Source organism: Caulobacter sp. FV2ye17ST, from assembly GCF_058680955.1.
Genome location: NZ_CM178727.1, coordinates 2,707,896 through 2,730,739 on the forward strand (window position 1 = coordinate 2,707,896; position 22,844 = coordinate 2,730,739).

Here is a 22,844-nt window from a genome sequence, read left to right on the forward strand (position 1 = left end):
GCCGGGTCAACCGCCGGGGCGAGCAAAGGCCGCGACACGGGCGCGCGCCGCATGAACAGGGTTCTGATCCGGCGCTGCCGCTGGCTGGACAGATCCACCCGTGCGGAAGGCGCCGACGCGGTTGGCAAGATCGGCCGCCTCCACGCGCAGCGTCTGGGTCGACTGACTGGACTGGTGCACCATGGCCGCGTTGCGCTGGGTGACCTGATCCAGCTGATTGACCGCCGTATTGACCTGACTGAGGGCCGAGGCCTGTTCGTTGGCCGAGGCCGCGATCTGGTTGATCAGGCTGTCGATGCCGCCGACCTTCTCGACGATGCCCCGCAGGGCCGCGCCCGTCTGGCCGACCAGATCGACGCCCTCGCCGACCTGCCGGCTGGATTCTGCGATCAGTGACTTGATCTCCTTGGCGGCGTCGGCCGAACGCTGGGCCAGGGCACGCACCTCTTGCGCGACGACCGCAAAGCCCCGGCCGGCGTCGCCGGCTCGAGCGGCTTCAACGCCCGCGTTGAGGGCCAGAAGATTGGTCTGGAAAGCGATCTCGTCGATGACGCCCAGGATCTGCGAGACCTGGTTGGATGAGCCTTCGATCTTGGTCATGGCCTCGGCGGCGCGGGTGACCACGGCGCCGGAGCGCTCGGCCTCGGCGCTGGCCTCGCCAACCCGAACGGAGACTTCACGGGCGCTCTGCGCGGTCTTGCCGACGGTGGAGGTCAGAAGATCCACGGCGGCCGCCGTCTGCTCCAGGGTCGCAGCCTGCTGCTCGGTGCGTTGGGCCAGATCGTCGGCGCTGCGAGCGATATCGTCGACGCCCGAACGGATGCCCGATGACGCGCGCTCGACGGCCTTCATCGCCTCGCCCAACGCGGCGGCGGCATGGTCGAAGTCGGTCTTCAGCGACTGGAACTCGGGCGACAGGCCGCTATCAACCCGCGCCGAGAGATCGCCGGCCGCCAGACGTGACAGCGCCTCGCCGATGGCCTTGACCGCCTGCGCCTGGGCCCGGCCGGCGGCCTCCTGTTCGGCCTCCAGCGCGGCGCGCTTTGCCTCGATCACAGTCATATAGCTGGAGATGGCCAGTTCCATGTCCAGGAACACGGCCTTGTTCAGCGCCACAAGATTGTCGGCCAGCTCGGCGTCGGACTTGGTGCTGGCGAACAGACCCTTGGCGCGCTTGGCAACAATGGCCCGCACCAGTTCCTCGGAGACGACCGCGTAGCCGCCCATGTACCAGCGGGGTTCGATGCCGGAGTCCACGTGAGCCCGGCCGATGCGTTCGACGTCGCGAACATAGTCAGGGCCGTAGTCGGCCGTGGCCAGACGACGCCAGTGACTGGCCTGAGCGCGCTCGGCCGCAGCGATGTGGCTCTCGTCGCGGAACTTGCCACGCGTTTCCGGGAAGGCGCGAACCTGGCCGTAGAACTTGCCGAGAGCGCCGGAGATCTCGGAATCAATCAGGGGCTGGAGGGCGCGCAGCGCGGCGCGATCGCGTTCGTCGAAGCGCATAAACGACATACGCTCATCTAGCCTGGGGTTGGCGCTCATGTCGTTGGCTCCGACTCGAAAGTTACGGCATCAGACCTGAACTGAATTTGTTAACCATGATTGAAGCCTGACGCGAATGGCGCACATGTCGCAGCCTCAAGGCCGTGACGCGGGCATTTTCGGAAACCTGCTTGCTATCGCAACAAGCTGCGCTTTGGCGCGTTTGGGGCTATTCAGGTCATTTGCTAGACTTGAGCTCATCGACAAGGATCTGTTCGACTCCATGGCCGTTCCAGCGGAATTCACCTTTGACGAGACGGACGGCCGGAGAACCGTCGTGTTGTCGGGGGACTGGACCGCGCGCGGCCTGTTCGACACCGCCGGACGTCTGGCCGAAGCCCTGATGAGCTCGGAAGGCGTCTGCCTCGACCTCAGCCAGATAAACCGCTGCGACACGGCCGGCGCCTACGCCATCATCCGCGCCGCCGATGGCCGCAAGTCAGCCGGCGTGATCAAGGCGCGCAAGGAAATCCTTCGTCTGCTCGAACTGGTCGGCAACGCGATTCAGGTCGAGACCGAGGTCACGCCGCGCCCGCCTGGCGTCCAGGCCCTGCTCGAGCGAATCGGACGGGGCATGTTCGGCCTAGTCCATGATGGCTACGGGACGCTCGTCTTTCTGGGCCACCTGCTGACGGCTATCGGCCGCTGCATCGCCGACCCGCGTCGCATACGCTGGGCGCCGATCGTCTCCCTGTCGGAACGCGCCGGCCTCGACGCCATGCCGATCGTGGCCACTACGACCTTTTTCATCGGCGCGGTCGTGGCCCTCCTGGGCGCCAACATGCTCATCGACTTCGGGGCCCAGGTCTATTCGGTCGAGCTGATCGGCATCTCGGTGCTGCGCGAGTTCAACATCCTGATCACCGCGATCCTCCTGGCCGGACGCTCGGCCTCCAGCTTCGCGGCCGAGATCGGCTCGATGAAGATGAACCAGGAAATCGACGCCATGCAGGTGATGGGCGTCGATCCCTATGAGGCCCTGGTCCTGCCGCGCTTCGCGGCCCTGCTGCTGACCATTCCTCTGCTAACCTTCATCGCCACCCTGGCGGGTCTGGCCGGCGGCATGATGGTGGTGTGGGTGGTGCTGGACCTCTCACCCAGCTTCTTCATGCAGCGGATCGTCGACTATGTGGGGGCGACCCACTTCTGGATCGGCATGTCCAAGGCGCCCGTGATGGCCACGGTCATCGCCGCCATCGGCTGTCGCCAGGGCATGGAGGTCGGTAACGACGTCGAGTCCCTGGGCCGGCGGGTGACGGCTGCTGTCGTTCACGCCATCTTCGCGATCATCCTCATCGATGCGATCTTCGCCCTGATCTATATGAAGCTCGACATATGACAGCCGTTGGCAATCAGCGGGCCGAGCCCGAAGCGGACGTTGACGACGACGCACACCCTATCCAGATCACGGACCTCGTCTCGCGGTTCGGTGAGACGGTCGTTCACGATGGCCTGAACCTGACGGTGGAACGTGGCGAAGTGCTGGGCGTGGTGGGCGGTTCCGGGTCGGGCAAGTCGGTCCTGCTCAACAGCATCATCGGCCTGAAGGTCCCCGATGGCGGCGTCGTCAAGCTATTCGGCCATGACATGCGCACCGCCAATCGCCGCCGCTGGAGCTCGCTGGAGCGGCGCTGGGGCGTGCTGTTCCAGCAAGGCGCGCTGTTCTCGAACCTGACGGTGCGCGAGAACGTCGCCGCGCCGCTGTTCGAGCACACCCGGTTGCCCAAACGCGAGATCGAGGAACTGGCCGATCTGAAGATTGCTCTCTCAGGCCTGCCCGCCCGCGCGGCGGACCTCAAGCCGGCGGAGCTGTCAGGCGGCATGCGCAAGCGCGCCGGCCTGGCGCGGGCGCTGGCGATGGACCCTGAATTGCTGTTCCTCGACGAACCGACCGCGGGCCTGGATCCGATCGGCGCGGCGGCTTTCGACGAACTGATCAAGGACCTGTCAGACAGTCTGGATCTGACGGTCTTCATGATCACCCATGATCTGGACAGCCTCTACGCGATCACTGACCGCGTCGCCGTCATCGCCGACAAGAAGGTGGTTGCGCTGGCGCCGGTGGAGGAGCTCGAACACTCCGAACACCCCTGGATCAAAGAATACTTCCTGGGACCGCGCGGACGCGCGGCGGGCGGCAAGAGGGCTTCGGCTCAGACCACTGCGACGAGGACCAGCTGATGGAAAGAAACGCCAACTACGCCCTGGTCGGCGCAGTGACCCTGTTCCTGTTCATGGGACTGGTGGTCTTCGTGGTCTGGCTGGCCAAGCTCAGCTTCAATCAGGAATATGATCAGTACGACATCCTGTTCGTGGGGCCGGTGCGCGGCCTTTCCGAGGGCGGCGAGGTGCATTTCAACGGCATCAAGGTCGGCGAGGTTTCCAAGATCGCCCTCGACAAGAGCGACCCCAACCGCGTCATCGCCCGCGCGCGCGTCACCTCGGACGTGCCCATCAAGACCGACAGCTACGCCACCCTGGAGCCGCAGGGCATCACGGGCGTCAACTATGTCCAGATCACCGCAGGCACGCCTGACAAGAAGCTGCTTAAGGACACGGTGGAAAACGGCAAGGTACCGGTGATCCGCAGCCAGCGCAGCGCCCTGTCCGACCTTCTGGAAGGCGGCGGCACCGTCCTGACCCGCACCATCGAGGCGCTGGACCGGATGAACCGTGTCCTGTCGGACGACAACATCAAGACCTTCAGCGCCGCTCTGAACGACGTCCAGGCCGTCACCGCGGAAGTCCGCGAGCGCAAGGCGATCATCGCCGACGCCCAGAAGGCGTTGCAGAGCATCGACGCCACGGCGCAGTCGATTACGGACCTGTCCAAGTCCACCGAGAACATCGTCAACGGCGACGCCAAGCGCTCGCTGGCCGAGTTGGCCGACGCCGCGACCGAGTTGAAGGGCGCCGCCAAGGACGCCCGTAGCATGATCTCGAAGCTGGAAGGCCCCACCACCGACTTCGCCAGCACAGGCCTGCCGCAGCTTTCGTCCGCTATCGTCACCTTGCAGTCGGCGGCCGAGTCGCTCGACCGACTGGTCGGCGACATCGAACAAAACCCGCGTGGCCTGGTCAGCAAGGCGCCCGCCAAGGAACTGGAGGTCAAGCCGTGAACCCGATCCGCTTCATCCCGCGGGCGCTCGCCGTCGCGGCGGCCGCCTTGGCCCTGACCGGCTGCATCACCCTGCTCCCCAAGACCGAGCCTGTTGGCCTCTATCGCTTTGGGGTCGAGCCCGTCGCGGCCGCCAAGGGGCCTCCCGGCGCGCTGTTCGGCGTCTCTAAGACACCAACGGTCTTCACGCGCGCATCGGCGGGCGATCGCCTGCTGACCATCACCAACGGGGAAGCGGCCTATATCGCGGGCGCGCGGTGGGTGTCTCCCGCCAGCATACTGTTCGATGAAGCGGTCGCCCGCGCCTTCGAGGCCGATCCGGGCCGCGCGCGCCTGATCGGACGCGGCGAAGTGGCGAAGGCCGATCTGGTGCTGCGCCTGGAGGTGCGTTCGTTCGAGACCGCCTATCTCAACGGGCCCAAGGCGCCGCCGGAAGTGCTGGTGCAGGTGCGCGGCGTGATCAATCGCAACAACGACCGCGCCCTGGTCGGCGATCAGGTGTTCGAAGCTCGGGTGAAGGCCTCGAATAACCGGGTGAGCTCCATCGTCGAGGCCTATGACAGCGCCACGGCCAAGGTGCTGACCGACCTGACCGGCTGGGTCAGCGCGTCGGGCGCCGGCATCAAATAGGCCACGCCCAACCCGTCTTGCGCCCGCAGACGCGCTAGAGCGCCGACAGGGGCTCGATCACGTCGCCATAGCCGGCGTTGGACGGAATTCGAAGGCCCTGCCCCTCGACCCACGGCTCGACGGCAATCAGGGGACGATCCAGCGACCGCGCGATCGCTTCGGTCGGGCTGGCGCTCTCGGCCAGGAGCTGCAGGTTCATGCGGGTGGGAAAGATCACCTTGCGGGTTCCCGCTGCGGCCATTTCCAGCGCTTGCGCCGGGGCGATCCATTCTGCGTCCACGGCCTCATGGCCATCGCAGATCGCCTGCTGGGCCCCCGGCGCATGGACCGCATAGAACCAAGTGTCGAACCGCTTAGGCATCAGCTTTGGCGTGATCCAGCGGGCGAATATCGTCAGGGCGGCCAGGTCCAGCTTCAGGCCCAGCTCACCCACGACGTCGATGAACGGCATGCGGTCCTCGGCCACCGCCGCGCGGACCTCGACGGCCGCCTCCCCCTCATAAAAGGCTCCGCCAGGATCGCGGGCCAACAGGACGCCGGCCTCCTCATAGGCTTCGCGAATGGCGGCGATGCGCAGGGCCGAGCCATCTTCGCCGACAGCGTCCCATCCGGTGGCCAGGTCTCGCCAGCGCGGATCATCGTCGCCCGCATGACTCTTGCCGCCCGGAAACACCAAGGCGCCGGCGGCAAAGTCGATCTGATGGTGGCGCTTGACCATCAGCACCTCGAAGGCGGGCGCGTCTCGAAGCAGCAGTACGGTGGCGGCCGGGCGGATCAAATCATGCGAAGGGTCTGACATCGCGTGAGATTGACGCGGTTCTTACGGCTTGCACAGTCAAGATTGGAACAAGCGTTCGGCTGACGACCGCTATCGGCTCACCCTGCCGCGGCGTGCTTCTGGCGCGCGAAACGGTCCATGCGCTCCAGCAGGTAGTCAGAGTCCTCGCGAGAGATCGACTGTGGCGAGGTCAGGAAGCGCTGGATCATGTGCTCCTGGAAGCGCTCGCGATCCTGGGTGCGGCCGTCAAATTCCATGGCGTGGAAGGCGTCGACCCCAGCGCGGAAGGCCGCATAGAGACGCGACGGCAGGCCGGCCCGCTCACAGATCGCTTTGAGGCCCAGCTGGCCTGCGTCGTGGATCATCAGCCAGGTGCGGTGATGGGGCACCCCGGCCAGCTCGGCGACCGCCCACTCGAAGAAGGTCATGTGACCGTGCGCCAGGGCGCGCAGCAGCAGTGACGGCGTCAGGCGTTCAACACGGTTCAGGTGCTGGACGAAGGCCTTGGGATCAGTGGCGCGGCCGGCCTGATCGACCAGGTCGATCGTCGCGCGTTCCTTGGCGCCGACCACCAGCTCCAGCACCCGCTCGGGCGACAGGGCGTGGTGGCTGAGAATGTGATCGCGCAGCTGGTCGCCGACCATGTCGATCAGCCGCTCGCTGACCGCCAGCGGCAGGGCCGAGCGGTAGGCGACAGCCTGCAGGACCTGCTCGGACTTGGAGAACCGGTCCAGCGCCTTCTGGAGGGCTACATCGGAGAAGCGGGCGTTGTCGTTGGCGCAAATAACCGCCACGGCCTCTTCCGTGCCCGACTCGACCAGAACGGCGGTGACACGGGTTGAGAGCTTGGGTCTGCGGGCCACGGCCATCTGCCGCGCCGCGCCGCCCATGCGGACGATCTCGGCCAGATCGTTGTCGCTGAAGACTGGCGAGAAGGTGATGATCGGCAGCGAGATGCTCTCGACGTCGCGCGCCAGACGGTTTGCGACGTCCGGCGGCAGGCTGGGCGAGTTCTTCAGCGTCACGGCCATGGCGCGACGGACCAGCTCGGCGGCGTCGGTGGCCATCACCCGCAGGATGTCATGGGCGATCTGGCGCTCGTCGTCGGCCAGTTCGGCGCGGTCGATCGTCCGGCAAAGCTTGTGTGCAGCCAGCGCGCGCTCGTCGGCCGTCGCGCCCTTCACGAGCATCCGGATATCGTTGTCGGTCAATGCCGCGCGGGTGGTGGCCATGGAAGGTTCGCCGAACCAGAGGAATGCAAGTGACCTCTACCATGGCCCGTTAGGCTTAATGATTGTTTGAACTGAAACCTGTGGATTAACGATACCCCGTAACCAGACGCAAACCGTGATCACCTAGGGTCCGCGCTCAACAGCCGAGGAATGCCATCCTTGTTCGCCGAGCGCCGCCCTTCTGAGTCTCCGACGCGCGGCGCGAACCTCGCCATGGCTCTCGACGCCCAGACCGCGCTGCTGCCTTACGCGCTTGGGGTTTTCGCGATCAGCCTGCCCATCTTCGTCTGGGTCGGATCGTTCGCCGACGACGTGCTCTGGATGGTCGCCAGTTTCGTGGCCTTCGCCATCAACTGGGGGGCCTTCTACGCCGCCGTCAGCTGGCTGCGCGGCGAAGCGTCGCAAGATCTTAAACGTCGCGCCCGGGTCCAACTGCTGGGGGGCCTGCTCTGGGCTGTCACCGTCGTGCAGCTATCGGCCTTCGCCAACGCCGCGGGTCCCGCACGCGAGACCCTATTGCTGCTGGCCACCGCCGCCGGCGTAATGTGCATCTTCTTTTCGGCCACTTCATTGCCGGCCCTGCTGCTGACGGCCCCCATCGCCGCCGGCGGTCCCCTGATCGCGCTGTTCTCGACCCCGGACACCCGGCATGTCGGCGTCATGGCCTGGGGCGCGATCGCCCTGGCCCTGGCTCTGGCTCTGGTGCTCAACCGCATGATCCGCCGCCAGCACGCCCTGGCCGAGGCTCATGAGAGCCTGATCGAAGAGCGCCTAGCCGTGCTCGACGCCGCCGAGCGCACGGCGCGCTCCAAATCCGATATCGTCGCCACCCTCAGCCACGAAATCCGCAACGGCCTGACCGGCGTCACCCACGTCCTTGCCGCCGCCGCCGGCAAGGGCGGCCGCGCCGCGCCGTCCCGCGAGCAGCTGAACGCCGCGCTCGACGCCGCCCACGATCTGATCGCGGTTCTGAACGCCACACTGGATTCCGAGACCGCCGAAGCCGGCCGCCTGGCCGTCGACGCCCTGCCCTTCGAGCCCGTCCGCCTGCTGCGCGACCTGGCCCTGCTGGAGCGGCCCCACGCTCTGGTCAAGGGCCTGGAGCTGGCGGTCCATGTCGATCCGCTGCTGGAGCGTCGCGCCCAGGGCGCTGTACTGGCCGACGCCATGCGCACCCGCCAGATCATGGCCAATCTGCTGGGCAATGCGGTGAAGTACACCGTGCGTGGCCGTATCGAGGTTCGTATCGAGCGGCGCGGCGACGTGGTGGCCATCGAGGTGGCTGACACCGGGCCTGGCCTTTCGGCCGAAGAACTGGAACACGCCTTCGAGCCCTTCCGACGGGTCGAGCGCACCGGCGCCGGCGTCAATGGCGCGGGCCTTGGTCTGTCCCTCTCGCGTCAGCTGGCGCGCCTGATGGGTGGCGCTCTCGAGGCGCGCAGCGCCGTGGGCGTCGGCAGTTGCTTCACCCTGACCCTGCCCTTCGACGACACCTTGGTCTGCGAAAGCGAAACGGACGAGGAAGCCGCCCAGGCGGCCGAGGCGCCGGGCTCGCCCCGCAGCCTGCGCGTGTTGATCGCCGAGGACGACGCCCTCAACGCCGCCATGCTGCGCGCCATCCTCGAGCAGCTGGGCCATCAGGTGGTCCACGCCCAGAACGGTCAGCGCGCCGCCGACCTGGCCCGGATCGCCGAGTTCGACCTCTTGATGCTGGACGGCCGCATGCCCGTGCTGGATGGCCCCGGCGCAGCCGCCGCCGTTCGCGCCCTGGACGGCAAGAACCGCAACATGCCGATCATCGCGGTGATCGACGGCGACGCCGACGAGGCCAGGGAGTGCATGGACGCAGGCGCCGATATCATCCTGCGCAAGCCGGTCACCGTGGCGGGGGTCGCCCGGGCGGTGGCGGACGCCTCGGCGCTGGAACGTCTGACGGTCGCCGGTCGGGCCGCCGCCTAGCGCCATTTATCCTGCCTGCCGCTGGGTAAGCCTTCCACCAACCCCTTCCCTCGCCCACACTCACCGCAACGAGAAGAAAAGCGGGAGGATGCGATGCTGGAAGGACTCCGGGTCGTCGAGCTGGCCACCTATATCGCCGCGCCTGGCGCCGCGGGGATCATGGCCGACTGGGGCGCCGACGTGATCAAGGTGGAGTCGCCCGAGGGCGACCCCATGCGGCGCTTCTTCGACACCATCGCCTCGCAACAGGACGCCAATCCGGTCTTCGAACTCGACAATCGGGGCAAACGGGCCGTCGTGCTGGATATCCGCTCCGACGCCGGGCGCGAGGCGATGAAGGCCCTTGTCGCCACAGCCGACGTCTTCCTGACCAATGTCCGCCCCGGCGCCCTGGCGAGAGCAGGGCTGGACCACGCAACACTTAGGGCGCTCAACCCCCGTCTGGTCTATTGCAGTCTGACGGGCTACGGCCTCGAAGGCCCGGATGCCGACAAGGCCGGGATGGACGTCGCCGCCTTCTGGTCGCGTGCGGGCGTAGGATCCATCACCGCTCCGAAGGGCGCCGAGCCCTTTCCGATCCGCACCGGCATGGGTGACCATGTCACCTCGCTGGCCACCGTCTCGGCGATCCTGGCGGCGGTGTTCGAACGCCACACCACGGGCGTTGGCCGCCTGGTCGAGACGTCTCTGCTCAGGAGCGGCGTCTATGCGATCGGCTCCGACATGGCGATCCAGCTAAGGTTCGGGAAGCTGGCCTCGACCCGTGGCCGGCGCGAGGCGATCCAGCCCCTGGCCAATTTCTTCAAGACCCGCGACGGGCGTTGGGTCTGCCTGCTGCCTCGCCAGGGCGCCACCGACTGGGCCCGCATCGCCCAGGCGGCCGGCAGACCCGAACTGGTCGACGATCCGCGCTTCGCCTCGGCCAAGTCGCGCCGCGAAAACACCGCCGCCCTCGTCGACCTGCTGGACGCGGCCTTCGGCGCCATGGACTACGAGGACGTCGCCGCCGCGCTCGACGAAGGCGACCTGACCTGGGCGCCCTATCAGACACCCCGCGAGCTAGTGAGTGATCCCCAGGCCGAGGCGGCGGGCTGCTTTGTGGACACGCCCGACGGCGCTGGCGGGACGTTCAGGGCGCCGGCCTCCCCGGCCCGTTTTCCGGGCGCCAAGGATGGCCCGCGAGGCCCCGCGCCGAAGCTGGGCGCGGATACGGCGACGGTCTTCAGGGAACTGGGATGGTCCGAGGACCGCATCGCGGCCCTGACGGGATCTAGCGGTTGATATTGCCGTCCTTGGCCTCGGCCAGGACACGCAGCATTTCGCTGGAGAACATCGAGCTGGCCAGACGCTGGCCGGCGCCTGCGCCAGAACCCAGGCTGCCAAAGGTCGTGTCGGCGTCCTGGGAGCCGCGCAGGATCAGTTCAACCACTGCTTCCTGCTGATGCAGGCGCTCCAGACGACGACCGCTGGCGTACTGAATGAAGCCCTGATCGACGCCGGTGTCCCTGGAGGGATCGACCGCACGGCTGGCGCCGCCGGTCTTGGTCAGGTTGGCGTAGACCTCCCCCACCGTGGCTGGCCGACCGTCACGGTAGAAGATCGAGCGATTGGCCTGGGCGGCTTCGGGGAACATCGACGCGGCGCTGGCGCCGGGAGTCTTGTTGGCGGCCTCGATCAGGCGCGCCGAGCCCTGCGGACCCAGAAAGTGGGCGGCGTAGAGCTCACCCGCCGTCGGGGTGCGCCCCACCCGGCCGCGCAGATAGGAAGCATGATCCGAGGCCAGCTCACCGGCCATCAGGGACGCGGCGTGCGGATCCATCTTCAGCGCCAGAACCGCCTTGCGCGCCTCGTCCCCGGCCACCTTGAAGCGACCATCCGAGCCCTGCGAAATCAGGTCGGCGTAGCGGGCATAGCCATATTTCGCGCCATGCTTCTTCAGCGTGCCCAACCAGGTCTGGTCGACGAACTGGAAGAGGCCCGAGGCTGACGACGTCCGCGCCTTGGCGGCGGGGTTGTAGCCGCTCTCGCGCTTGGCGGTGCCCATCAGGAACGTGAAATCGACACCCGTCGCGCTGGACGCGCGCTGGATCGCTGATTCTACGACACTGCGGATGGATTGGACGGCCATGACCTCCATGCCTGAACGATCATGGTTAATCAGCTCTTAACCACGTCGGTTTGGCCGGCGCGAGGCGCAACATGCCGCACCCTCACAAGCACAAGAAATTACAGACGTACAAATTATCGGCGATAGATTACGATTGTCAATTTACAGCGCCGGCGCGCCGTGATGATCTGAACTTACAAGCGTAATGCTCGAAAGGGAGATCATCATGGCCATCGCGCTCAATCCCCAAGGCTCTGGTATTCCAGGACTGGACCGAGGTCCGCGCAAGCGCTCGCGCGTGCTGGTCGTGGCGCTCGGCGCGTCCGCGGCGGTCCATATCGGGCTGATCGCCTATCTCGCCTACACCCGGTACGTGACGCCGCTGCCGGATGGTGGCGAAGAGCGTGTCATCACGATCCAGCCCCCCTGGATCGAGCCGCCGCCTCCGCCGCCGCAGTCAACAGAGCGGCCGCCCTCGAACCCGATTCCCTTGCATCCGCCTCTGGTGACGCCCTTCACGCCGCCGGTCACCCTGCCCATCGCGCCACCGGAGATTGTCGCGCCGCCTAGCCTCACAGGCCCGCCAACCCTGACCTCCGATCCGCCGGTCGTCAGCCCTCCGGTCGCACCGGCCGCCAAGGTGATCACCCGCGCCAACTGGCTGCGCAAACCCTCGGCCGGCGATCTGGCGCGCTACTATCCCGACGGCGCGGCGCGCCGCGACATCTCGGGCAGCGCCATCCTGAACTGCGCCGTGGCGGCCAATGGCACGGTGCGCAACTGCATGATCGTGTCGGAGACGCCAGTTGGCGAAGGCTTCGGCGATGCGGCCCTGAAGCTGTCGCGCTTCTTCCGCATGAGCCCGCAAACCGAGGACGGCCAGGCTGTAGACGGCGCGACGGTGCGCATCCCCATCCGCTTCAGTCTGTAGGCCGATTCCGTTCCGGCCTCCTTCCAGACTGAGGCGGCGGCCGGACCTCCCCCTCGAGGTCCGGCCTTTTCCCGTCAGTAGCTCTTGGGCAGGCCCAGCACGCGCTCGGCGATGAAGTTGAGGATCATCTCGCGGCTGATCGGCGCGATGCGGGCGATCATCGCCTCGCGGAAATAGCGCTCAACGTCGTATTCCTTGGCGTAGCCCATGCCGCCATGCGCCAGGACGGCATTCTCGCAGGCCGTGAAGCCGGCCTCGGCGCCCAGATACTTGGAGGCGTTGGCCTCGGCGCCGCAATCCTTGCCCATGTCGTACAGAGCGGCGGCCTTGTAAGCCATGAGGTTGGCGGCCTCCAACTCGGCCCACGACCTGGCCAGGGGATGAGCGACGCCCTGATTCTGGCCGATCGGCCGGCCAAACACCACGCGCTCCTTGGCGTAGGTGGTGGCCTTCGCCAGAGCAGCCCGCCCCAGGCCAACCGCTTCGACCGCAAACAGCACCCGCTCTGGATTGAGGCCGTGCAGCAGGTAGGCAAAGCCCTTGCCCTCCTCGCCGACCAGATCCTCGGCCGGCACGAACAGGTCCTCGATGAAGAGCATGTTACATTCGACGGCCTTGCGGCCCATCTTCGGGATCGGCTTGGCTTCGATCTTCTCGCGGTCGGTATAGAACAGGCTCAGGCCCTGGGTCGGCTTGGCGCACTGGTCCTTGGGCGTGGTGCGGGCGATGATCAGGATCTTGTTGGCGCGCTGGGCGCCGGTGGTCCAGATCTTCCGGCCATTGAGGCGATAGCCGCCGTCAACCTTCTCCGCGCGGGTCTCCAGGCTGGAGGTATCCAGGCCCGAATTGGGCTCGGTCACCGCAAAGCACATCTTGTCCTGGCCAGAGATCAGCCGCGGCAGGTGCCGGGCGCGCTGCTCGTCGGTGCCGAATTTCACGATCGGCATCGGGCCAAAGATATTCAGGTGAATGGCCGAGGCGCCCGAGAAACCGGCCCCCGACTCGGCCACGGCCTGCATCATCACCGCCGCCTCGGTCAGACCCAGGCCCGCGCCGCCGACACTCTCGGGCATGGCCACGCCCAGCCATCCGCCCTCGGCGATGGCGGCGACGAAGTCCTCAGGGAAATTTCCGGTCTCGTCCGTGCGACGCCAGTAGTCGTCGTCGAACCCGGCGCACAGCTTGGCCACGCCCTCGCGGATCGCTTCCTGCTCTTCGGTCAGCCAAAATCCGGACATCTCTTTCCCCTGCTTGCCTATGCCTCGGGCTCTCGATCGAAACGGCGCGCATCGAACTGCGCCGCGTCCGGTCCCGGGTCCTTGTTCGTCAGATACGCCGCGACCAGACCCGCCACAAGCGGCGCCAGCAACCAGCCGTTCCGGCGCGCGCCGACCGCCAGCAACACACCGGGCGTGGCGCTCCAGCCCACCAGCGGAAGGCCATCAACCGTCGACGCGCGGACGCCAACCTCCGTCTTCGCAGCCGCTCCCGCCAGATCGGGGCGCAGCACGGTGGCCGCCTGTAGCAACGGAGCCGTCTTGAGCGGGTCCGCCGTCAGATCATCTCGCCCAAACTCCATCGTCGCCCCAACCACCATAGGCGCGCCCGGACAAAGATAGACACCCGCCCCGCGCACGACCGAGCCGGCGCCCAGGTCATGATCCAGACGGAGAATCTGTCCCTTGATGGGCGCCAGGGCCGCCGTTTCCGGCGCCAGGGCGCCGTCGCGAACTGCGGCGCCCGTCGCCAGCACCAAAGCGTCAAAGCGCTCTGCCCGGCCGTCCGACAGGCTCAGGACGCCGTTCTGGTAGCCGGTGACAGCGACGCTCTCGAAACAAGCGCCCAGTCCGCTCGCCCCAGCTCTGAGCGCCGCCAGCGCGTCGCGCGCATCCAGCCGCCAGTCCTCGACCAGCAGCGGCGCGCCATCCGTCTGATGATCGTCAGGCAAACGCAGGACACGCCGCCGAGCCTCGATCCCGGCCAGCCAGCTGGCGTCGCCTTCGATGCGGACGCCGTCCTTCAGGATCTCGATACCCAGGCCATCGGCAAAGGCCGGCCAGAGATCCCGCGCCCGCCGCAGAAGGGCCAGGTGGGGGGCCGAGGCCTCATCGAACAGGGCTTCGCTGGCGGGGGCGAGCATGCCGGCCGCGACGCCCGAGGCGTTGTCGCCCGGCGCGGCCGGATCAAAGACCGTTACGGCCACTCCAGCGCGCGCCAGGGCCAGCGCCGCCGCCGAGCCGAAGGCCCCGGCGCCGGCCACCGCGATACGCGCGCCTGACACAGTTCCCATGCGGCGCAAACACCTCCCGGGGCGCCAAAGGTCAAGCCCTTGCTGCCTAGAAGTTTCGCTCGCCTGAATCAAAAGGCTCCACCCTGACGCGCATTGACGCAGTGTGAGCGCGCAGGCGTGACTATGGCGGTCAGGTCAGGTTATCTTATAGCGTCCAATTGCGTCGCTCTCTCTAGTGAGGCTTTGTTTCGCGCCGTTGGAGGGAATAGATTGGCATGAACGACAAGCCCGCCGCCGACCTGGCTCACCCCGTCGATCTGTATGTCGGCGCCCGCCTCAGAATACGGCGCAAGGTCATGGGCCTGAGCCAGACGCAAGTCGCAGACGCTCTGGGCATCACCTTCCAGCAGATCCAGAAGTATGAACGCGGCTCCAACCGGATCAGCGCTTCCAAGCTGTATGACGCCGCTCGCCTTCTGGAAGCTCCGGTGTCCTATTTCTTCGAGGGCCTCGGCGAGACCGATGGCGGCAATGACGACGGCTTCGCCCAGCGCATGACCGAATTCGTCTCGACGCCAGAAGGCCTGGAACTGGCCGCCCTCTTCCCCCGGCTCGACGATCGACGGCTGCGCCGCCGTGTGGTCGATCTGGTCCGGGCCATGGTCGAAGACGAACCCGGCTGACGCTACGCGGACCGTCGCGGTCCGCTTACCCAAAACGATCTGGCGAACCTGCCGTGCGTTGAAAGACGAGGGGCGGCTTTCGCCTGCTTGCGTCGCGGCCCAGAATCCGGGACAAGGAATCTATATCCTACCTTTTTGATAGAATTTATTCATGCCCCCTCTTCCCCTCGTCGCCGTTGTCGGCGGCGGCTTCAGCGGCCTGATGACGGCGCTGCATCTGGCGCAAGCCGGAACGGTGCGGGTTCGGCTGATCGAGAGGTCCGCAAACTTCGCCCAGGGCACGGCCTATTGCACGGCCAACCCCGACCATCTGCTGAATGTCCGGGCCGGCAATATGAGCGCCTGGCCAGACCAGCCGGACCATTTCGCACGCTGGCTGGCCCAGCGTCGCCCCGAGGCAGGGGCCTTCGCCAGCCGGGGCGAGTACGGCCTTTATCTGCAAGGCCTGCTGACGACCGCCGCCGGAGCCGACGGACGCCTGTCCCTCGTCGCGGATGAGGCGGTCGGACTGCGCCCGAATGGGGCCGGATGGCAGATCGACTATGCCAAGGGCCAGGCCGAGCAGGTCGATGCGGTCGTGCTGGCCCTGGGCAATCCATCGCCGGCCACGCCCCCGGGCGTAGCGCCCGAGGTCGTCGACGGTCCGCTCTATCACGCCGATCCCTGGCGTCTTCAGGCCTTGAAAAACGACGCCACGGACGCGCCGACCCTATTGCTCGGCTCGGGTCTGACCATGGTCGATGTGGCCCTGGGCCTGGCCCAATCCACGCCCGACCGACCGATGATCGCCCTGTCCCGCCGAGGCCTCGCCCCCCTGGCCCACGCGTCGACATCGCCGCCCGAAGCCCGGACGCCGCCCGCCAACGCTTCGCCGACCGCCCTGCTGGTCTGGCTCAGGTCCGAAGCGCAACGTCAGGGCTGGCGCGAGGCCATCGACGCCTTGCGCCCCTATACCCAGGCTATCTGGCGGGGCTGGAACGCGGCCCAGCGCGCCCGCTTCCTGCGCCATGCCCGACCCTATTGGGATGTCCACCGCCATCGCCTGGCGCCGGAGGTGGCGGCGCGCGTCCAGGCCCTGATCGACAGCGGGGCCCTCGTCCTGCTCACCGGGCGCATCGAAAGCCTGACGAAGGGCCCCCAGGGCCTGCGGCTGCAATGGCGCCCACGAGGGACGGGTCGGATCCAGACCCTGGACGTCGGCAGCGCCATCAATTGCACCGGCCCAGCCGCCACCGTCAGCGCCCACCAGGATCGCCTGCTCGACGCCCTATGCTCACAGGGTCAGACGCGCCCCGACCCGCAGGATCTTGGCCTGGAGGTCGATAGCGACGGACGGCTGATCGGTGGCAACGGTGCCGCGCAACACCGTCTGTTCGCGGTCGGTCCCGTGACGCGCGGGGCGTTCTGGGAGATCACCGCCGTGCCCGACATCCGCGTTCAGGCGCAGCGGACGGCCCAGGCGGTCATCGAAGCCCTGCGGGCCTGATCCTCAGTCCAACGCCACGCGCAGACCGATCCGCGCCATGCGGGGACTGGCGAAACCCGCCACGCCATCCGCTGTGCGCGAGACCTCGACCGCTTCGTCCAGCAGGTTGTCGGCGGCCAGATAGGCCGTAACTCCGTTGGCCAGCCGCCAGTCGGCGCGAGCGTCGAGCCGCAGTCCCGCCGCTAGAATGCGGCTGTTCAGGTCGTCGTCGAACCGCTTGCCCTCCCAGGTGAAGTCAGCGTCGAGGTTGAGGCGGTCGGAAACCCGCCACGACAGGCCCGTGGTCGCGCTCCAGATCGGCGCCTGGGCGGGACGCTTGCCCGTCAACTGAGGCGCCGCCGCGCCGCCGTCCACACGAGCATCGGTAATGGAGGCGGCAGCCCTGAGATCGACCGCCGCGCCCAGCTTGCGGGTGGCGCGCGTCTCAAGCCCGATGGCCGAGATCTCGCCGGTGTTGCGTCTTTCGCGCAGCACCCCGCCGGCCGGCACGAAGCCCGCGCGCGGGAAGGTGGCCGGGCCCGCGCCAAGAGTGACATTGGCGATCGGATCCTCGATCCGGTTCCAGAACGCCGTCGCCTCGATCAGGTGGCGCTCACCCTGGCTGGACAGGCCAGCCTCGACCCCAAACAGTCGCTCGGGCAGCAGGGCGGCGTTGGCCTCGGTGATGTCGTTGCCGACGCGGAAGGGGCGGTGAAGTTCATTCAGGGTCGGCGGGCGGAAACCGCTATAGGCCGCCAGCCTCAGGGCTCGCCCCTGGCCGAAATCCCGACGCGCGCCGAGGCGGGCGGTGGCGACCTGACCATCGCGGTCCACGGGTCTGTCGTCGAGCAGCACCGCGCCGGTGGCGGCGTCGCGCTCGACCCGCAGGCCCTGGCTGGAGGTCCAGCGATCCAGGCGAAGGCCGCCAGCCAACAGCCAACGATCCAGCGTCCAGGCCCCTTCGGCATAGGCGCCGGCCACGGACGTCTCGCCGCCAGCACGACGGTCCCGGGTGAAGGCGCCGGCCAGATAGCGGAACCGCTCTCGCACCTCGCCCTCCGCGAAGCGCGCATCGAGGCCGACCTCACCCTCGAACCGCAGCGAGCTCCAGCGCAGGGCGGCGTTGGCGCCCTGACCGGTGGCCGGCGTGGCGTGCTGATCATTGGCCGGGGTTGTCGTGGCGCGACTGGCGGCGACGGCGACGGAACTGTTGGCCAGGTCACTCTCACGACGCCAGGCCTGAAGTCGCCAGCCCCAGCCGGATTCCGCTGGAGCCCTGGCCAGGGTGGCGCTGATCGATGAGCCCGTGGCCTTGGCCCGGGCTCCGGCCAGACCCGCTCCGCGCGCCTCGCGGTAGCCGCCAAGACGGACGGAAAGTTCGGCGCCCCCCAGCGGGGCGTCGAGGCGCAGGGCGGCGCTGCGGGCGTCTAGGTCGACAGGCGTATCAGCCGCGCCCCGCGCCGGGCCGCGCACCGGCGTATAGCCGTCACCATGGTCATAGGCGGCGCTGGCGAACAGCTGGGCGCCGCCGATCCGGGTCGCCGCCGCCGCCGAGGCGCGTGCGACGCCAAGCGCTCCGGTCGAGAAGTCAGCGACCGTACCGGCGTCGCGTTCGCGCAGGGAGATGACGCCCGTCAGGGCCCCCGCACCATAGGGTCCCGCCCCGGCGCCGCGCACGATATCGGCCCCGTCCAGGGCCTCGGGCGCCAACTGCGACCAGATCACCCAGCCGCCGAAGGGGTCGTTCAGCGGAGCACCGTCCAGCAGAACCAGCGTCCGCCCGGCGCCGGAGGGCGCGATGGCCCGCAGGCTGATCCCCTGGGTCGTCGGATTGGCCGAGAGGCTCGAGGTTCGCCGAAACAGCGACACGCCGGGCGTCCGGCCAAGCGCTTCATCGACACGCACCGCGGAGGCCAGATCCGTCTGATCGATCCGCACGACCGAGAAGGCGGCTTCGCCGCGCAGGGGCGGCAGACGGGCGGCGGTCACCACGACCGCAGCCACGTCTGGAGGCGGCAAATCAACCGGCATGCAGGTCTTGTTTCATCTGGAAGTCTCTGGCGTCCGGAGCCAAGGGCCACGGGCGAATCCACTTGGGTCTTCTGGACGTTCAAACTGCATGGCCGAATGGCGCGCAGGAAGACCCTTTGCGGACTTTCGGCGTTCAGGGGCTCACCGCCCTGGTCACGGCATGGCCGAAGCGTTTGCAAACAACCCAAGGCGTGGAGCGGAACCTTGGCGGGGTCAGCGCGGTTTCAGGATGCGGCCAGATCGTGGCCGGATAGGGGAACTGCTCGCCATGCGTATCGCCCAGGTCCCGCCGCTGTATGAGGCGGTTCCTCCTCGCCTGTATGGCGGAACAGAACGCGTCGTGGCGCATCTGACTGACGCCCTTGTCGAGCTTGGGCATGACGTCACCCTGTTCGCCAGCGCGGAGGCCCAGACCAAGGCCAAGCTGGTCGTCGTGCGCGACCAGGCCATCCGCCTGGACCCCGCCCCTCTCAAATCCGATCTGGCGGCCCACCTGGCCATGCTGCTGGAGGTTCGCGATCGCGCGGACGACTTCGATATCCTCCACTTCCACACCGACATGCTGCAGTTTGGCCTGTTCGCGGACATGGCCGAAAAGACCCTGACCACCCTGCACGGTCGACTGGACCTGAAGGACCTGCCTAACCTCTACCGGCGCTATCCCGAATTTGGCCTCGTCTCGATCTCGGACTCCCAGCGCGCGCCACTGCCAGAAGCCAATTGGGTGGGAACGGTGCTGCACGGCCTTCATTCCGACGTCGACACCTATCGCGACAGGAGCGAGGGCTATCTGGCCTTCCTGGGCCGCATTTCGCCCGAAAAGGGTCCCGAGCGCGCCATCGCCATCGCCCGAAGCGTCGGACGCAAGCTGAAGATCGCAGCGAAGGTCGACCAGGCCGACGTCGCCTATTTCCATGAGGTGGTCGAACCGCTTCTGGCGGACCCTCTCGTCGAGTTCGTCGGCGAGATCGGCGATCAGGACAAGGGCGCGTTCCTGGGCGGCGCCGACGCCCTGCTGTTTCCGATCGACTGGCCAGAGCCCTTCGGCCTGGTGATGATCGAGTCCATGGCCGCCGGCACGCCCGTGATCGCCTATCAGCGCGGCTCGGTGCGCGAGGTGATCGAGGACGGCCTGACCGGCTTTATCGTCAACAGTCAGGCCGAGGCGGTATCCGCGGTCGGCCGTCTGGGCGAACTGAGCCGCCGCGCCATCCGGGATCGCTTCGACCTACGGTTCTCGGCCACCGCGATGGCCCGACGCTACCAGACCCTCTACGATCAGATGATCGAGACGGGGGATGTAGGTCTAAGCTTGGCGCGAAGCGCCTGATACTGCAGGGCGACCCGATGGATGATGCTGCTTACGCCCAGCCCCTGGCCGTCGAGCAGGAAAGGACGGGCGAGCCGCGCCCGCCCTTCCCGCTCTATGCCCTGAAAGACCATGACACCTTCCTGGTCGCCGATTCCTTCGGCGATATAGGCGGGGTTGGGGATGGGCTGTTTCACAACGACACCCGCGTGCTGTCGAAATTCCGCCTGACACTCGGCGGCGAGGCGCCGTCGCATCTCAGTTCGTCGATGTCGCAGGACAATGTCTTCTTCAACTGCCACGCCACGAACCAGAACTTGCCGCTGCTGGGCGCGGGCGCTGCGCCGCACGGAACGATCCACCTGGAGCGCAAACGCTTCCTGTGGGACCAGCGCTGCTACGAGCGCCTGACCTTCACCAACTACAGCCGCGATCTGGTCATGCTGCCTGTCAGCCTGGAGTTCGAGGCCGACTTCAACGACATGTTCGAGGTGCGTGGCTCCAAGCGCAATGCGCGTGGCCAGCGGACGACGCCCGTCGCGGAAGGTCGCACGGTCCGCTTCGCCTATACGGGTCTGGACGAGGTTGAGCGCGGCAGCGTGATCAGCTTCTCCGAACCGCCCGGCCGCCTGTCGCCATCGCGGGCCGACTTCCTCTTCATGCTGTCGGCCGACGACCGCTTCGAGCTCTATGTCGAGATCGGGCCTACCCTGTCGCATCCCCCCACCCGCCAGCGCTGGCGCGAGGCGGCCGCCCGCGCTCGGCTGAGCATGCGTCAGCGCACCCGACGCGGGGCCCGCCTTCACAGCTCCGGCCGCCTGTTTAACGAGTGGCTGGACAAGTCACGCGCCGACCTGGCCCTGCTGACCACGGAGCTCGACACCGGCCCCTATCCCTATGCTGGCATCCCCTGGTTCTCGACGCCGTTTGGCCGCGACGCGATCATCACCGCCTGGCAGGTGCTGTGGATCCAGCCCGAGCTGGCCCGAGGCGTGCTGTCCTATCTGGGCAAGCACCAGGCGGTCGAGATCTCGGCCTTCCAGGACAGCGCGCCCGGCAAGATCATGCACGAGACCCGGCGTGGCGAGATGACCGCCCTGGGAGAGCTTCCATTCGGCCGCTACTACGGCGGGGTCGACACCACGCCGCTGTTCGTCGGCTTGGCCTGCGCCTATGCCGAACGCACCGGCGACATGACCTTCATCGACAGCCTGTGGCCCGTCCTGCTCAAGGCCGTCGGCTGGATCGAACAGTTCGGCGACAGCGACGGCGATGGCCTGATCGACTATGCGCGCGGCGCGGCCAGCGGCCTGTCCAACCAGAACTGGAAGGACAGCGAAGACAGTGTCTTTCACGCCGACGGCAAGTTTCCCATCGGGCCGATCGCGGTCGTCGAGGTCCAGGGCTACGCCTTCGCCGCGTTCAGGGGCATGGCCGATCTGGCCAGACGGCGCGGCGACGTCGCCAGCGCCCGCCGCTGGGCAGAGCGCGCCGAAAGCCTGCGCCAGACCGTCGAGGACCGCTTCTGGATGGAGGACCAGGGCTTTTACGCCATGGCCATCGATGGCGAGGGGAAGCCCTGTCGCGTGAAGGGCTCCAATCCGGGTCACCTGCTGTTTTCGGGCCTGCCCAGTCCGGAACGGGCCAAGCGGGTCACCGAGACCCTACTGGGCTCGGCGTTTCAAGCCGGCTGGGGCCTGCGAACCCTGGCCTCAGGCGAGCCGCGCTTCAATCCGATGTCCTATCACAATGGTTCGATCTGGCCCCACGACACCGCTCTGTGCGTGCTGGGCATGGCCCGCTACGGGGAGCGCCATGGCGTGGTGCGGATGCTGGCCGGCCTGTTCGAGACCGCCACCCATTTCGAGATGCGCCTGCCCGAGCTGTTCTGCGGCTTCTCCCGCGCCGCAGGCGAGCCACCCGTGGCCTATCCAGTGGCCTGCCTGCCGCAGGCCTGGGCGGCTGGATCGGTATTCATGATGCTGCAGGCCTGCCTGGGCGTCACCGTCGATGGCTGGAAGGGCAAGGTTACACTCAGCGACCCACGACTGCCGATCGGCGTTGACCGGCTCGACATCGATAGCATCGTCCTTGGCGACAAGGTCGTCGATATCCGCCTCAGCCGATCCGGCGACAAGACCCGCGCGCGGATCAATCGGCACGGCTCGACCGCCGGCGTCTGGCCCGGCCGACTGGCCTACTAGATCCGCCTCAGGCCGTCCGACGGCGGCCTGAGGCGTCTGTCGTTCTAGTGGGTCGGTTCGCCGCCAAGTTCGGCCATCAGCTCGGCCTTGCGGGCCGTCATGCGCTTGCCCATGGCCTCAAGGTCCTCGTCGCCCTTCTTGGCTTGAGCAAAGATGCCGCCCGGTTGCTCCTCCTCCTTGACGTGGTGCTTGATGTACTCGCCCAGCACCTTGACCTTGGCGTCATAGTACTCTTCGCTCGGCTTCATAGCCTCGATCTCGGCGATCAGCTTCTTGGCGCCGTCGTGCTCGACATAGGCTTCGTCGAGCATGTCGTCTTCGACCTCGCCGCGCTCCTCCGGATAGAAGATTTCCTCCTCGATCTGGGTGTGGACCTTCAGCGCCACGGCGATCTTGTTGAAAAGGGACAGCTTATCAGCGTCGGCTTCCAGCTGCTCGTATTCATCGAACCAGGCTTCGACTTCACGATGGTCCTTCTTGAGCAACTGAATGGCCAGAGGATCGCGGCGGCTGGTGCGGCGCGTGCGACGGGCCTTGGCGGGCTTGTTTGACGTCTTGGTGGTGGTGGCCATGGTGTTCGTCTCTCCAGATTGAACAATCTTTTTCCCAAGCGACGCAGGAG

General features: G+C 67.3%; 19 protein-coding genes. 11 read left to right on the forward strand and 8 right to left on the reverse strand.

Going from position 1 to position 22,844, the window contains the following annotated elements:
- Positions 1-6: 6 nt before the first annotated feature.
- On the reverse strand, positions 7-1,545 hold the full coding sequence (locus ACW17V_RS13010; protein WP_492105522.1) for a methyl-accepting chemotaxis protein: 1,539 nt from the start codon (positions 1,543-1,545) through the stop codon (positions 7-9).
- Positions 1,546-1,768: 223 nt separating this feature from the next.
- Here ACW17V_RS13010 and ACW17V_RS13015 point away from each other — a divergent pair, with 223 nt between their 5' ends.
- Genes ACW17V_RS13015 through ACW17V_RS13030 form a run of 4 tightly spaced genes read left to right on the forward strand, consistent with a single transcriptional unit; the run spans position 1,769 to position 5,293 of the window.
- Positions 1,769-2,884 (forward strand): ABC transporter permease, encoded by a 1,116-nt coding sequence (locus tag ACW17V_RS13015; RefSeq protein ID WP_492105523.1) that lies wholly within the window; start codon positions 1,769-1,771, stop codon positions 2,882-2,884.
- Complete coding sequence (locus ACW17V_RS13020) at positions 2,881-3,726, forward strand: ABC transporter ATP-binding protein (protein WP_492105524.1); 846 nt, start codon at positions 2,881-2,883, stop codon at positions 3,724-3,726. Before ACW17V_RS13015 ends, ACW17V_RS13020 begins: the two co-directional genes overlap by 4 nt.
- On the forward strand, positions 3,726-4,664 hold the full coding sequence (locus tag ACW17V_RS13025) for an MlaD family protein (RefSeq protein WP_492105525.1): 939 nt from the start codon (positions 3,726-3,728) through the stop codon (positions 4,662-4,664). The genes ACW17V_RS13020 and ACW17V_RS13025 overlap by 1 nt, the downstream gene beginning before the upstream one ends.
- Positions 4,661-5,293 carry an ABC-type transport auxiliary lipoprotein family protein gene (locus ACW17V_RS13030; protein WP_492105526.1) on the forward strand — a complete coding sequence of 211 codons (633 nt, stop codon included), beginning with the start codon at positions 4,661-4,663 and terminating at the stop codon, positions 5,291-5,293. The genes ACW17V_RS13025 and ACW17V_RS13030 overlap by 4 nt, the downstream gene beginning before the upstream one ends.
- A 34-nt stretch (positions 5,294-5,327) precedes the next feature.
- On the opposite strand, the gene ACW17V_RS13035 is transcribed toward ACW17V_RS13030, so the two are convergent.
- Positions 5,328-6,092, reverse strand: a complete 765-nt coding sequence (locus ACW17V_RS13035) for an NUDIX hydrolase (protein ID WP_492105527.1) — start codon at positions 6,090-6,092, stop codon at positions 5,328-5,330.
- A 77-nt stretch (positions 6,093-6,169) separates the two neighbouring features.
- Positions 6,170-7,303 carry a pole-localized protein SpbR gene (gene spbR, locus ACW17V_RS13040; protein WP_492105528.1) on the reverse strand — a complete coding sequence of 378 codons (1,134 nt, stop codon included), beginning with the start codon at positions 7,301-7,303 and terminating at the stop codon, positions 6,170-6,172.
- Positions 7,304-7,462: 159 nt separating this feature from the next.
- Here spbR and ACW17V_RS13045 point away from each other — a divergent pair, with 159 nt between their 5' ends.
- Positions 7,463-9,262: an ATP-binding protein gene (locus tag ACW17V_RS13045; RefSeq protein WP_492108793.1), complete on the forward strand. Its 1,800-nt coding sequence runs from the start codon at positions 7,463-7,465 to the stop codon at positions 9,260-9,262.
- A gap of 93 nt (positions 9,263-9,355) precedes the next feature.
- The gene (locus ACW17V_RS13050; protein ID WP_492105529.1) at positions 9,356-10,543 is read left to right on the forward strand and encodes a CaiB/BaiF CoA transferase family protein; all 1,188 of its coding nucleotides are present in this window, start codon (positions 9,356-9,358) and stop codon (positions 10,541-10,543) included.
- Here the strand turns inward: ACW17V_RS13050 and ACW17V_RS13055 are convergent.
- Complete coding sequence (locus tag ACW17V_RS13055; RefSeq protein WP_492105530.1) at positions 10,533-11,390, reverse strand: lytic transglycosylase domain-containing protein; 858 nt, start codon at positions 11,388-11,390, stop codon at positions 10,533-10,535. The two genes, ACW17V_RS13050 and ACW17V_RS13055, sit on opposite strands and share 11 nt — an antisense overlap.
- Before the next feature lie 205 nt (positions 11,391-11,595).
- Here ACW17V_RS13055 and ACW17V_RS13060 point away from each other — a divergent pair, with 205 nt between their 5' ends.
- A complete protein-coding gene (locus ACW17V_RS13060; RefSeq protein ID WP_492105531.1) occupies positions 11,596-12,300 on the forward strand; it encodes an energy transducer TonB family protein in 705 nt (234 codons plus the stop codon).
- Between the two features lie 74 nt (positions 12,301-12,374).
- Here the strand turns inward: ACW17V_RS13060 and ACW17V_RS13065 are convergent, their stop codons facing one another.
- Together ACW17V_RS13065 and ACW17V_RS13070 are read right to left on the reverse strand one after the other, a co-directional pair.
- Positions 12,375-13,538 carry an acyl-CoA dehydrogenase family protein gene (locus tag ACW17V_RS13065; RefSeq protein WP_492105532.1) on the reverse strand — a complete coding sequence of 388 codons (1,164 nt, stop codon included), beginning with the start codon at positions 13,536-13,538 and terminating at the stop codon, positions 12,375-12,377.
- A 17-nt stretch (positions 13,539-13,555) separates the two neighbouring features.
- On the reverse strand, positions 13,556-14,590 hold the full coding sequence (locus tag ACW17V_RS13070; RefSeq protein WP_492105533.1) for an FAD-dependent oxidoreductase: 1,035 nt from the start codon (positions 14,588-14,590) through the stop codon (positions 13,556-13,558).
- Positions 14,591-14,805: 215 nt separating this feature from the next.
- Between ACW17V_RS13070 and ACW17V_RS13075 the strand changes: the two genes are divergently transcribed.
- Both ACW17V_RS13075 and ACW17V_RS13080 read left to right on the forward strand, forming a co-directional pair.
- Entirely contained in the window at positions 14,806-15,213 is a 408-nt protein-coding gene (locus ACW17V_RS13075; protein ID WP_419320946.1) for a helix-turn-helix domain-containing protein, read from the forward strand.
- A 151-nt stretch (positions 15,214-15,364) separates the two neighbouring features.
- Positions 15,365-16,699: an FAD/NAD(P)-binding protein gene (locus tag ACW17V_RS13080; protein ID WP_492105534.1), complete on the forward strand. Its 1,335-nt coding sequence runs from the start codon at positions 15,365-15,367 to the stop codon at positions 16,697-16,699.
- Positions 16,700-16,702: 3 nt separating this feature from the next.
- Here ACW17V_RS13080 and ACW17V_RS13085 read toward each other — a convergent pair whose 3' ends face one another.
- Complete coding sequence (locus tag ACW17V_RS13085; RefSeq protein WP_492105535.1) at positions 16,703-18,709, reverse strand: TonB-dependent receptor; 2,007 nt, start codon at positions 18,707-18,709, stop codon at positions 16,703-16,705.
- A gap of 268 nt (positions 18,710-18,977) precedes the next feature.
- Between ACW17V_RS13085 and ACW17V_RS13090 the strand changes: the two genes are divergently transcribed.
- Positions 18,978-20,039 carry a glycosyltransferase family 4 protein gene (locus ACW17V_RS13090; protein WP_492105536.1) on the forward strand — a complete coding sequence of 354 codons (1,062 nt, stop codon included), beginning with the start codon at positions 18,978-18,980 and terminating at the stop codon, positions 20,037-20,039.
- 17 nt (positions 20,040-20,056) lie between these two features.
- The gene (locus ACW17V_RS13095) at positions 20,057-22,222 is read left to right on the forward strand and encodes an amylo-alpha-1,6-glucosidase (RefSeq protein ID WP_492105537.1); all 2,166 of its coding nucleotides are present in this window, start codon (positions 20,057-20,059) and stop codon (positions 22,220-22,222) included.
- 44 nt (positions 22,223-22,266) lie between these two features.
- On the opposite strand, the gene ACW17V_RS13100 is transcribed toward ACW17V_RS13095, so the two are convergent.
- Positions 22,267-22,794, reverse strand: a complete 528-nt coding sequence (locus ACW17V_RS13100) for a hemerythrin domain-containing protein (RefSeq protein ID WP_492105538.1) — start codon at positions 22,792-22,794, stop codon at positions 22,267-22,269.
- Between the last annotated feature and the right edge of the window lie 50 nt (positions 22,795-22,844).